The sequence below is a fragment of the Campylobacter concisus genome (assembly GCF_003048835.2).
Classification (GTDB): Bacteria; Campylobacterota; Campylobacteria; order Campylobacterales; family Campylobacteraceae; genus Campylobacter_A; species Campylobacter_A concisus_D.
In genome coordinates this window covers 212,082-224,888 of record NZ_CP060705.1, presented here as the reverse complement: position 1 = coordinate 224,888, position 12,807 = coordinate 212,082, and the positions used below count along the sequence as shown (strand labels likewise).

General features: G+C 40.3%; 9 protein-coding genes. 5 read left to right on the top strand and 4 right to left on the bottom strand.

The annotated features are described in order from the left end of the window. The first annotated feature begins 302 nt into the window (after positions 1-302). Entirely contained in the window at positions 303-1,388 is a 1,086-nt protein-coding gene (locus CVT08_RS01100; protein WP_107856529.1) for an MBL fold metallo-hydrolase, read from the top strand. A gap of 44 nt (positions 1,389-1,432) precedes the next feature. Then, entirely contained in the window at positions 1,433-1,720 is a 288-nt protein-coding gene (locus CVT08_RS01095) for a hypothetical protein (protein ID WP_107856528.1), read from the top strand. Between the two features lie 736 nt (positions 1,721-2,456). Here CVT08_RS01095 and CVT08_RS01090 read toward each other — a convergent pair. The 4 genes from CVT08_RS01090 to mnmG form a co-directional block, all read right to left on the bottom strand. Further along, positions 2,457-3,497 (bottom strand): c-type cytochrome, encoded by a 1,041-nt coding sequence (locus CVT08_RS01090; protein ID WP_107856527.1) that lies wholly within the window; start codon positions 3,495-3,497, stop codon positions 2,457-2,459. Positions 3,498-3,499: 2 nt separating this feature from the next. Continuing rightward, the gene (locus CVT08_RS01085) at positions 3,500-4,744 is read right to left on the bottom strand and encodes a cytochrome b (protein WP_107856526.1); all 1,245 of its coding nucleotides are present in this window, start codon (positions 4,742-4,744) and stop codon (positions 3,500-3,502) included. A 10-nt stretch (positions 4,745-4,754) separates the two neighbouring features. After that, positions 4,755-5,258: a ubiquinol-cytochrome c reductase iron-sulfur subunit gene (gene petA, locus CVT08_RS01080; RefSeq protein ID WP_103567972.1), complete on the bottom strand. Its 504-nt coding sequence runs from the start codon at positions 5,256-5,258 to the stop codon at positions 4,755-4,757. Positions 5,259-5,622: 364 nt separating this feature from the next. Further along, positions 5,623-7,485 (bottom strand): tRNA uridine-5-carboxymethylaminomethyl(34) synthesis enzyme MnmG, encoded by a 1,863-nt coding sequence (mnmG, locus tag CVT08_RS01075; protein ID WP_107856525.1) that lies wholly within the window; start codon positions 7,483-7,485, stop codon positions 5,623-5,625. Positions 7,486-7,657: 172 nt separating this feature from the next. Here mnmG and CVT08_RS01070 point away from each other — a divergent pair, with 172 nt between their 5' ends. The 3 genes from CVT08_RS01070 to CVT08_RS01060 all read left to right on the top strand — a co-directional run bounded on the left by CVT08_RS01070 (position 7,658) and on the right by CVT08_RS01060 (position 12,798). After that, positions 7,658-11,110: an acyl-[ACP]--phospholipid O-acyltransferase gene (locus CVT08_RS01070; RefSeq protein ID WP_107856524.1), complete on the top strand. Its 3,453-nt coding sequence runs from the start codon at positions 7,658-7,660 to the stop codon at positions 11,108-11,110. A 146-nt stretch (positions 11,111-11,256) separates the two neighbouring features. Then, complete coding sequence (locus CVT08_RS01065; protein WP_107856523.1) at positions 11,257-12,036, top strand: amino acid ABC transporter substrate-binding protein; 780 nt, start codon at positions 11,257-11,259, stop codon at positions 12,034-12,036. 9 nt (positions 12,037-12,045) lie between these two features. Further along, positions 12,046-12,798: an amino acid ABC transporter substrate-binding protein gene (locus CVT08_RS01060; protein WP_087581721.1), complete on the top strand. Its 753-nt coding sequence runs from the start codon at positions 12,046-12,048 to the stop codon at positions 12,796-12,798. Positions 12,799-12,807 lie beyond the last annotated feature (9 nt).

Sequence of the window (12,807 nt, the reverse complement as noted above, 5' to 3'; positions counted from 1 at the left end):
ATTTTTGAAACAATTCTATAACTTCTGGCGATTAAATTCCGTCAGCTATCTGACAAATTTTGTATTTTTGAAATTAAATTTTTATTTTATATTAGTTTAAGATATACTATTAAAAGGCGTTATTTTCGTGTAATTAATCAAAAAAGATTAATATTTCATAACAGATAATTACTAAAAAGAGTAAAATTATCTTAATTAAGTTTAAACTTAAAAATTAATTCTTTAAGCTTGGGTTAATTAAATGAAATTGAAATTTAAAAATCTAAAATATAATCCAACCTTTAAATTTAAAAAGGTTATTGATGGAAATTTTTATAGTCATAGTTTTATTTATTGCTTCAGTTTTTGCATTTATGAAATTTGCCCCAGTTTTTGGTGGCATGCCAGATGTTAAGAGCCAAAAGCTCATAGATGCTTCGCCAAATTTTAATGGCAAAGTTTTTATAAATTTAGAGCCAACGATCGATCTAGTAAAGAAAAGTCCGCAAGCATCTATGCTAAATTTCACCCTTCAAGCGCTCTTTCCACCAAAGAGCAAGCTACCAAAGCGCCCTTTGCCAAATTTAAAATTTAACGCAAATGCCCTCAAAAACGGCGAGTTTATCTGGCTTGGGCACGTTAGCCTCATCTGCAAGCTTGATGACAAAACGATCGTCACGGACCCAGTTTTGCACCGAGCATTTCCGCTGCCAGTTGGCGGCAAGCCCTTTGCCTACGAGCACGCCATCACCGCCAGCGACTACCCAGAGGTGATCGACATCGCCCTCATCTCGCACGATCACTACGACCATCTTGACTATAAAACGATCCTTGAGCTAAAAGATAGAATTTGCAAGTTTCTAGTGCCACTTGGCGTAAAAGCCCACCTCGTAAAATGGGGCGTTAACGCAGATAAAATTTACGAGTTTAACTGGTTTAATGATCAAAAAATAGGAAATTTAAACTTCACTTTTTGCCCTTCAAGACACTTTAGCGGGCGCACATTTAAAAGAAATGGCACGCTTTGGGGCGGCTGGGCGGTAGAGGAGGCTGACTTTAGCTTTTATTTTAGCGGTGACGGCGGATACGGCGAGCATTTTAAGATGATAAGTGAGAAATTTGGCGGATTTGATCTAGTTTTCATAGAAAATGGCGCTTACAGCGACGGCTGGCCCTACGTGCATATGAAGCCAGAAGAGTCGGCGCAAGCGCTAAAAGATCTTGACGCAAAGCTTGGCGTGCCGGTGCACTGGGGCAAATTTGATCTTTCTTATCACGCTTGGGACGAGCCGATTAGGCGATTTATAAATGCGGTGGAGAAGCTTGAGCTAAATTTCGCCACGCCGATGATCGGAGAGATTTTCACCGCGCAAAATCCACCTAGCAAAAAGTGGTGGGAGGAAATTTAGGAATAAAATTTGCTCTAAATTTTAAAATCCAAAAGGAAGTGCAGATGAAAATTTCTGAAAATTTATCAAATTTAAAAAATGCCATCGACAAGGCGGCAAAAAACGACCTTGATGCAAGCGCAACTGGGAGCTTTTTGCAAAATTTAGAAAAAGCCAACGAAGAGACAGAGAAGATCTACGAAAAGCTTGAAAAAGAGCTAAAGAGCGATGCGCAGATGTTTAAGCAGTTTGACTTCATGCAGATGATGACAAAGCTTCAATACGGCAACCTAAAATCAAGCGAGCGCGAAGAGCTGATAAACAAAATGAGCAAGATCGCTAAGGAAATTTAGTCTAAATTTAGCTTGATAGTGAGACTAAATTTGGCTGTTTTGTCTGAAATTTGGTAGCTTTTAGCGTATAAATTTGATAGATAGTGCAAATTTAGTTGCTTTATGAATACTATACTTCGATGTTATGCCATTTTTGCCAAAATTCCTGCACTTTTAAAACATATCCTATCGCACGGGCACACCGCATTGGTTAGCGTCTAGCAAATTTTTAAATTAGAACTGGCATATCACGCTTCTAAATTTAGTGGCGAGCTTTTACGAGACCTAAATTTAGTAGTCTGCTAAGACGAGTGAGTAAATTTTAAAATTTGCAATAATAGCTTAATTAAATTCGCAAATTTCTTTTTATTTAAAAGGAAGACAAGGGGACTTGAATTACGTTCTGCTTGCAGTTGCGAGCTTGCGAAGCAAAGCCGTCCCCTTATCCCCCTTTTTAAATACCCTAAACCCCTCGCACGTTAGAGGGGCATGCAATGGTGCTAAAGCACCGCATGCGGTTAAAAACTCTACCAAATTTTAAAATTTATAAGCGAGCATATCACGGCTCTAAATTTAGTGGCGAGTAGCTACGAGACCTAAATTTAGTAGTCTGCTAAGGCGAGTGAATAAAGTTTTAAAATTTGCAAAACAGCAAAATAGCTTGATTAAATTTGCAAAAGAATAAGTTTAAAGATATACCTATTTATATATGTAAATTTACTAGAGAGAATTTAAGAGCCAAAAAGGCTCTTAAATTTTAGTGGAGTTCGCTCCAGACTTTGCGTTTCCAAAGCCAAGCAAAAATTCCTAAGATAAAGAAGTAGATCATCACGTAAATGCCTGTACTCTCGCGCTCAGCCTTTTTACTGTCGCCTACTTTTTGGATGTAAGATACTATGTCGTCTTCAGCGGCTTTATTTAAGCCAACTCTAGGCATCGCAGTGCCTGGAAGCATCTTTTGAGTATCGTTTATAAATTTATGCAAGTAGTCTGCACCTTTTGAGCGGATCATCATAGATAGATCAGGTGGGTTTGAACCCATATAAGCTGCGAGGCTTACTTTGTTGCCAAGAGTATATTTTTTATCATACTTCATATCGTGGCATCTTTGACATGCATCAGCGAAAACCTTTTCTTCAGTGATCTTGCTCTTTGCATCTGCGTCAGCTGATACTTTTTTAAGATAAGCAACTATGTCAGCGATCTCAGCGTTTATATCGCCGCCAGCACCCATAAATGCAGTCATCGGATAAGGATGCTCGTCGTTAAATTTATGAGATAGTTTTACAGCCATAGTTGGATTTTTGATGAGTGCAGCCAAAAATCTCTCATCATAAATTTTACCAGCTGTGCTAAGATCTGGTGGCACTACGCCAAAGCTTTGGCTAGCTGTCTCAGCGTCCATGCTAGCTGGAGTGCCAGCTGCTTCGATGCCGTGGCATCCTGTGCATCCAGCTGCGCCAAATGTCTCAGCGCCTTTTGCAGCGTCACCTTTTGCAAGGTCGATAGAGTTTATATCAGCCCAAAAAGCTGTGTAGTCATCAAGAATTTTTTGTGCTGTCTCAACATCTTTTGTGGCCGCTTCTATGCTAGCCTTATTGCCGCTAGCTTTTGCAGCCTCAAGCGCCTCTTTTTTCTGCTCTAAAAAGTGCTTTGCGTAGTCAGTATCTTCTTTTGAGAAGTTATACTCAGCATTTGCAGTGTGCGGATGAAGCTTTGTGTGAGCGTAAGGCTCGATGCCCCAGTATAAAATACCTGAAAGGATAACAACGATGGCAAAAATTTTAAGCTCTTTCATGATTAGCCCCTTTTTCTTTCAAGTATTGTGATAACTGGAAGTGCGACTATAAATAGCACTAAAAATAGCAGTGACGCATAAAATCCTATCCAGTCGTTGATGCCGCCTGTTGGAAGCTTGCCATATATAGATAATACGATAAGATCTGCAACTAGAACCCAAAACCATACGAAAAATAGTGGTCTTTTGTGAGCTGGTGCTACAAGGTCGCTTCTATCAAAGAGTGGTATAAGCATAAATGCCACACCCGCAAAGGCAAACGCGATAAGACCGATGTTATAAGCTGAAATTCCTGCTATATCAAAGAAAAAGCCACGTAAAATTTCATACTGCCACAAGAAATACCACTCTGGATAGATGTGTGGTGGAGTTTTTAGTGGATTTGCTGGCTCAAAGTTGATAGGATCCATCGCAAAGCCAAAATGATAGCAAACGAGATACATAACAAATATCATAAAAAATGATACATACATGAAGTCTTTTGCCAAAAATCCTGGCCAAAATGGTATAACTTTAGCTTTTGCTCTGTCACCGTGTAGATAGACCTCAGCCTCTACGTCAAAGTCGATATCTTCGCTTGTTAGGTTATTTACGTGTGGAACTCTTAGTGAGTAGAAGTGGATAACCAAAACAACGATAGTTACAAGTGGTAGCAAGCATACGTGAAGCATGAAAAATCTTGTAAGTGTCGAGTCGCCAACTGCGTAATCGCCCCTGATCCACTCAACCAAAGCATCGCCGATAACTGGCACGCCACCAAAGAGCTGAGTGATAACAGTAGCCGCCCAGTAGCTCATCTGACCCCATGGTAGCATATAGCCGCTAAATGCCTCTGCTGAAAAGCAGATAAATAGCACCATGCCGCTTACCCAAATGACCTCTCTGCCTCTTTTGTATGAACCATAGTAAAGTCCAGTAAGCAAGTGGATATACATGATAAGAAAGATCGTCGATGCTGAAATCGCGTGGATATGACGCCAAAGCCAGCCGTACTCGACCTCTTGCATGATAGTGTAATTTACGCTATCAAAGGCTAAATGTATGTCTGGTTTGTAATACATCATAAGCAAAAAGCCAGTGATGATCAAAAGTAAGAAAAGTGTCGTTAGTATAACGCCCATAGCCCAAAGGAAATTTATATTTTTTGGGATCCAGTATTCGCTAACTAGAACCTTCATAAGTTTTGTAAAAGCTAGGCGCTGGTCAAGCCAGTCAATAACGCCAGTTGATTTATGAGATAAAGACATCGCTAACCTCCTAAGCTTTAGCTACTAATTTTTCATATTCTGGGCTCGTTTCGCCTAGAACTAGCTTGGTTCCATCTATTTTAAATGGTGGGATATCAAGCGGTCTTGGTGGAGGTCCGTATGTCTGTATGCCATCGACGTTAAATTCGCCGCCATGACAGGCGCAGACAAAAATTTGCTTGCTAGACTTGTACTCAGGGATACATCCTAGGTGTGTGCAAAGTCCGATAAGAACTACATATCTCGCATCTCCAACGACTACATCTCTCTTGTCGTTTTTAGCCATATCTGGACTTTTTTTGAGGATGAAGATAGGCTTTTTACGCCACTCAACCTGTCTCATCTCGCCATCTTTGATCGGACTTAGATCGACAGTTGTAAAACCAGCAGCTTTTACGCTAGGGAGCGGATCCCAGGTCTTTTTCATGGCAACTAGTGACATCGCGCCACCCACAGCTGCCACTGCACCAAACGCAAGGCCGATAAAGCTTCGTCTTTCTTGCTTTACTGACATTAATTTCCTTTCTATAAATAAAATTTAAACGATTATACTCCCAAAAAATTAAAAAACTATAATCTCATAATATAGTTTGTAAAAATAAAGTGAATTTAAGCTTTTTTTACACTAAAATTTGAAATAAATTTATCCAAAAATGCCTGTATATTGTGACTTTTAAGCTTTTTATAAAAGAGAAATTTGATCTAATGCCCAAACGTTAAGATAAAAAAATTTTCTATTTTAACATTTGTAAAATAGAAAATTTTAATAATAAAATTTATTAAACTTAAAAAATTATAAATAGCAACTATTAAAAATGAGGAGCTTTGTTTTAAATTTTAAATGCTAGTTAAACTTTAAAACCATAAAAGGCTTAAATTTAAGCCTTTTTCTCGCTCATCTTTATGTAGATATGTAAAATGTCAATCGCTGCTGGCGTGATACCTGAAATTTCACTCGCCGCAAAGAGCGTTGGCGGGGCAAATTTCTCAAGCTTTTCTACCACTTCGTTGCTAAGTCCGCTTATGCTTCTAAAGTCGAAATTTTCAGGAATTTTCACATCCATCATATCTTTCATTTTTTCGATCTGATTTTTTTGCTCGCCGATGTAGTGCTGATATTTGCACTCGGTTAAAATTTGATCCATGCTCGCATCGTCTAAATTTACAAATCTCTCATCAAGCTTTCTTAGTTTTTCAGCCGTAAAGCTCTTGCGTGCAACTATCTTTTGAAGGCTCACATTTTGGCTGATCGGCTCTTCATCAAGACTTGCTAAAAGCTCTAAATTTGCCTTATTTGGCGTGATCTGAGTATCATTTAAAAACTCTAGCCCCTCTTTTAAATTTTTTCTTATATTTTCGATCTCGTTAAAAGTCTCATCATCAAGCAGCCCAAGCTCATGCCCATATCCGCCAAGCCTTAAAATGGCATTTTCCTCACGCAAAAGCAAGCGATACTCCGCCCTGCTCGTAAACATCCTATATGGCTCTTTTGTCCCTTTTGTCACAAGGTCATCGATCAAAACGCCGATATACGCCTCATCACGGCGCAAGATAAGCGGCTCTTTGTTATCCAGCGAAAGCGCTGCATTTATACCAGCCATTAGCCCCTGAGCGCCGGCCTCCTCGTATCCTGTCGTGCCGTTTATCTGCCCAGCCAAGTATAGCCCTTTTACCTTTTTAGTCTCCAAGCTATGTTTTAGCTGTGTTGGCTCGACGTAGTCGTATTCAATGGCGTATCCGTGCCTTACGATTTTGGCGTTTTCAAAACCCTTTACAGAGCGGAGCATCTGCACTTGCACCTCATAAGGCAGGCTCGTTGAAAAGCCGTTTATGTAGTACTCTGTCGCTTCAAGGGTCTGAGGCTCGATGAAAAGGTGATGTCTGTCGCGGTCGCCAAAGCGGTTTATCTTATCCTCGATACTAGGGCAATATCTTGGTCCGATACCCTCGATCTGGCCTGTAAAAAGTGGTGCTTTGTCAAAATTTGAGCGGATTATCTCATGAGTGGTTTCGTTTGTGTATGCGATGTAACATGGCAGCTGCGTTGGGGAGAAATTTTTAGTTCTAAAGCTAAACGCAACTGGCTTTGCATCGCCATCTTGCTTCTCTAAAATTTCAAAATTTATCGTTTTTGCATCGATCCTTGGGCATGTTCCAGTCTTTAGCCTGCCTAAATTTAGCCCAAGCTCCCTTAGGCTAGAGCTTAGATCCTTTGCGCTTAGCTCGCCTACACGGCCAGCTTCAAGTTTGTTAAATCCAACGTGGATTAGCCCGTTTAAAAATGTGCCAGTCGTAATTATCACTTTTTTTGCGTTATATGTGTTGTTTAGGTGGGTTTTAACGCCTGTTATCTCGCCATTTTCGCTTAAAATTTCAGTAGCGATCTCTTGAGAAATTTCTAAATTTGGAGTGTTTAAAAGCAAATTTCTCATATAAACTCGGTATCTATCCATATCGATCTGAGCGCGACTACCACGTACTGCTGGGCCTTTGCTCTCATTTAGCACGCGAAACTGGATACCAACGGCGTCAGTTGTAAGTCCCATTTGGCCGCCAAGCGCATCGATCTCTTTTACAAGATGCCCCTTTGCAAGGCCTCCAATGGCTGGATTACAGCTTGCAGCACCTATTTGCTCGGCTAAGATAGTGATGAGTAGAGTTTTTTTGCCCATTCTAGCAGCCGCAAGACTTGCCTCAATGCCAGCATGTCCGCCGCCAACGACGATGATTTCATAATTCATGATAATTTTTTCCTTATTTTTGATGGGCAGATTTTATCAAAAAGCATATAAAATTTAAATTTTTTAAAAGAAATTTTTACCACAAAATTTATGGCTAGAGTTTTTTATTAATGATATTTTAAATATTTTGCTGTTAGATTTACAAAATTTTAAATCCAAAAAGGCTTTATTCATGAGGAATTTACTAAAAGTCACTGGCTTTTTGCCCTACCTTGCGATCGCATTTTTAAACGCAAGTGTCGATCTAGCGCACAAAATAACCATCCAAAACGTCCTTTTAAAGACCTACTCAGGCGACACGCTTTTCATTCTAACAGCCGTTATAAATGCGATGATCTTGCTTCCATTTATATTTTTATTTTCGCCTTCAAGCTTTATAAATGACAAATTTGCAAAGACAAAGGTTATTAGAATTTGCGCCGTCTTTGGCGTTGTTATCAGCGTTGCGGTGCTTATTAGCTACCTTTTGGGCGCTTTTGGCGTGGCATTTGCACTCACTCTCATACTAGCTGCTCAAAGCGCGATCTACTCGCCTGCAAAATATGGCATCATCAAAGCCCTCGTCGGCACTGAGCGACTTGGCACAGCAAACGGCGTCATCCAAGCACTCACCATCATTGCGATACTTGTTAGCTCATTTTTATTTTCATTTATATTTGAAAATTTATACATCCAAGGCGAAAACTCGGAAGAAATTTTAAAAAGCGTCTATCCTATCGGCATCTTTTTGGTTGTATTTAGCGCGCTTGAAGCATTTTTTGCCTACAAGCTACCATATATCAGCGAAACAAACGAACAAAGCGGAGAATTTGAGCTTAAAAAATACATCAGCCTTAGCTACTTAAGAGAGAATTTAAAAGAGGTAAGGTCAGATAAAAACATCTGGCTAAGTATCGCTGGGCTAAGCATATTTTGGGGAATTTCTCAGATCATCATCGCAGCTTTTCCAGCTCACTACAAGGCCGTTTTTAATGACGATAGCTCGCTAGCGGTGCAGGCCATACTAGCAGCAAGCGCCATAGGCATCGCATTTGGCTCATACGTGGCTGGCTCTATGTCAAAGCTACACATCGAGCTTGGTATCGTACCGATGGGTGCTATGGGTATATTTTTCTCGCTTTTATTTTTCGCATTTGGCTCAAATATCGGCGTAGTTAGCCTTAGCTCATTTGCATTTGGCTTTTTTGGCGGAATTTTCATAGTGCCACTAAATGCGATGATCCAGTACTTTGCCCCGCAAAAAACGACCGGCAAGATAATGGCAGCAAACAACTTCTTGCAAAACGTCTCAATGCTACTATTTTTGGCTATTGGCATAGGCTTAGTATATTTTGAAATTTCAACCACTGGCCTCTTTGTCTTTACAGCGCTTGTTTGCCTAATCGGCAGTTTTTACGCCATTTTACAACTTCCACACCTTTTTACAAGGCTACTTTTACTGCCATTTTTAAAGACAAAGTACCGCTTTTTCGTTGAAGGTCTTCAAAATTTACCGCAAAGTGGTGGCGCGCTGCTTCTTGGCAATCACATCAGCTGGATCGACTGGCTCGTGCTTCAAGCTGCAAGCCCTAGGGGCATAAGATTTGTCATGTATAGAACGATCTATAATAAATGGTATCTAAAGCAAATTTTTAAATTTTTTAAGGTGATCCCAATAGGTGCAGGGGCCAGCAAGGAGTCGATCGAGCTTGTGCGTGAGTGCCTAAAAAATGGCGAAGTAGTCGCACTTTTCCCAGAAGGGCACATCAGCTACAACGGCCAGATAAATGAGTTTCAAAAGGGCTTTGAGCTTATCATCAGAGATCTAGAAGAAATTTGCATTGTGCCATTTTATCTTCGTGGCCTTTGGGGATCTAGCTTTTCAAGAGCTAGTAAATTTTACAAAGACCTCACTTCTAAAAACGGCAGACGCGACATCATCGTCGCCTTTGGCAAGCCAATAACTACATTTATAAACGCTGCAAAGATGAAGCAAAAGGTGCTTGAGCTTAGCTTTTCATCGTGGGAGAGCTTTATCTCAAGGCAAAAACCACTAACAAGCGAATGGCTAAATAACGCAAAAGAGGATAAATTTAAAGAGTGCGTGAGCGACAGCACTGGACTAAATTTAAGCAACTTGAAATTTATAACAGCTGTTTTAGTCTTTATCAAAATTTTCAAACGAGAGCTAAAAGATGAGAAAAATATAGGCATCTTGCTACCTAGCTCAAGCATCGCAGCTATCGTCAATATGGCGCTTCTTGCCATGGGCAAAGTAAGCGTAAATTTAAACTATACGCTTAATGCTACCTCGCTAAATCACGCCCTAAGAAAGGCAAATATAAACACGGTGATCACATCTAGCAAATTTCTTGAAAAGCTCGCACTTAAGGGCTTTGATCTAAAAGATGCGATGAGTGGCAAGGCTAAATTTGCAGAAGATCTCTCAGCTAGCGTCTCAAAAAAGGAGAAAATTTTAGCGCTTTTAACTGCCTTTTTTGCTCCAACTTGGCTTATTAAGCTTTGCTATTTTAAGCCAGTAAACTTAGAGGATACGGCAACCATTTTATTTAGTAGCGGCAGCGAGGGCGAGCCAAAGGGCATCGAGCTAAGCCATAAAAATTTACTTGCAAACATTAAGCAAATAAGCGAACTTCTAAATTTCAAAAAAGATGACGTGATCTTAAATTCACTCCCAGTATTTCACTCATTTGGACTAACAGTGACCACGCTAATGCCGCTTTGCGAGGGCATAAAAATGGTAAGCGTGCCTGACCCAACAGATGGAGCGACTATCGGCAAAATGGCCGCAAGACACAGTGCTAGCATCATCTTTGGCACCTCAACGTTTTTTAGGCTCTACACCAGAAACAAAAAGCTTCATCCGCTGATGTTTCAAAGTGCCAGAATGGTCGTAGCTGGGGCTGAAAAGCTAAAACCTGAGATAAAAGACGAGTTTAGGCTCAAATTTGGCATAGAAATTTATGAAGGATATGGCGCGACCGAAACGGCGCCGGTAGCTGCTGTAAATATGCCAAATATCCTAGAAAAAGAGAGCCTAAAAGAGCTTACATTTAATAGACCTGGCAGCGTTGGCATGCCTCTACCTGGCACCATCATAAAAATAATCGACCCAGAGACGCTTGAAGAGCTAGAAACTGGCACAGACGGACTCATCGTCATCGGCGGATCGCAGGTGATGAAGGGCTATCTAAACGACGAAGCCAAAACAAGCGAGGTCATCACGCACATTGATGGCGTAAGATACTATAAAACTGGCGATAAAGGCCACATCGACGAAAACGGCTTTTTGTTTATCGTAGATAGATACTCAAGATTTGCTAAAATTGGCGGCGAGATGATAAGCCTTGGAAGCGTCGAAGAAGAGCTTGCAAAGGTACTTGGGGGCGACGTAGTCTTTAGCAGCGCAAACGTGCCAGATAGCAAAAAAGGCGAAGCGATCGCACTTTTAGTAAAAAGTGGCACAGAGCCTGATAATATAGAGCAAATTTTAAAAGAGAGTAGCCTAGCTCCTATAATGATGCCAAGCTATATATTCATCGTTGATGATATACCAACGCTAGCAAGTGGCAAGGTTGATTTTAAGGGCGTTAAAGCTCTAGCGGTCTCACTTTTAGCGGAGTGAGGCGCCGCTATTTTATTTTTGTGATAAAATAGCGCCAAAATATCACATAGATCGCAGTTGCGACTAACATTTGCATAAATCTTAAAAAATTTTCTTTTTTTGCAAATTCCATTATTGATTTTATTTTTCTTAATAAGGAGTTTTGTATGAAATTTTCTAGTGCTTTTAAATTTGGTGCAACCTTCGTAGTTGCCTGCTTGCTCTCTTTAAATTCTGCCTTAGCAAATTCTTACGAGCAGATCAAGAAAGATGGTGTCATAAGGATAGCGACCGAGGGTGTTTATTCGCCATTTTCATTTCACAATGAAAAAGATGAGTTAATGGGCTATGACGTAGAGATAGCAAGAGCTGTGGCTAAAAAACTAGGCGTAAAGCCAAAATTTATCGAAGCTTCATGGGATGCGATGCTTGCGGCATTTGATGCTGGCAAGGCTGACGTGGTATTTAACCAAGTTAGCATAACCGATGAGCGAAAGAAAAAGTATGACTACAGCGTGCCATATATGCTCTCTTATTCAGCCATCGTCGTGCATAAAGACAATAGCGACATCAAAAGCTTTGCTGATCTAAAAGGTAAAAGAAGCGTGCATTCAGTAAATAGCATGTGGATACCAACCGTTGAAAAGTATGGCGCCAAGCTAGTTGTGGCCGATAGTTTGAGCGATCAGATAAATTTGATCATCACAAAAAGAGCAGATGATACGATAGATGATGCGGTAATGTTTTACGACTACATCAAACAACACCCAAACGCCCCTATAAAGATCATCGAAGCTGGCGACGAGCCGATGTATACGGCTGCGATTGTTAAAAAAGGTAACAAAGAGCTACTAAATAAGATAAATAATGCCCTAAATGAGCTTAGCAAAGAAGGAGTTTTAAGCGAAATTTCGCTTAAATACTTCGGCAAAGACATTTCTAAATAAGGAGAATCAATGAATTTTAAGCCCATTTTTGGCTTTATCGCAGGTGCTTTTTTAGCTTTAAATTTAAATGCTTCAACTATCAAAAAAGGCGAGCTTATAGTTGCAACTGAAGGCACTTACTCACCTTACTCATTTTATGACGAAAAGGGCGAGCTAGTAGGATATGACGTAGATATCGCAAAAGCAGTAGCGCAAAAACTAAATTTAAAAGTTGAGTTTCTAACAGCTCCATGGGACGCGATGCTAGCAGCATTTGACGCTGGTAAAGCGGACGTGGTGTTTAACCAAGTCAGCATAAACGAGGATAGAAAGAAAAAGTATGACATGAGCGTGCCTTACACCATGCCATATCCTGTAATAGTCGTGCATAAAGATAATAACGACATCAAAAGTTTTGCTGATCTAAAGGGCAAAAAAAGCGTGCACTCTGCAACTAGCAACTGGGCAGCGATAGCTGAGAAAAACGGCGCAACAGTGGTTGTGGCTGATGGCTTTAGCAAAGGCGTGGAGCTTATCATCTCAAAAAGAGCCGATGATACGATAAATGACAATGTCACATTTTTTGACTACATCAAACAACGCCCAAATGCACCGCTCAAGATCGCATACACCAGCAACGAGCCGATGCCAACAGCTGCACTTCTTAAAAAAGGCAACACCGAGCTACTAGAAGCGATAAACAAAGCGCTTGATGAGCTAAAAGCCGAGGGCAAGATAAGCGAAATTTCAATGAAATATTTTGGAAAAGATATTTCAAAATAAAGGATAAAA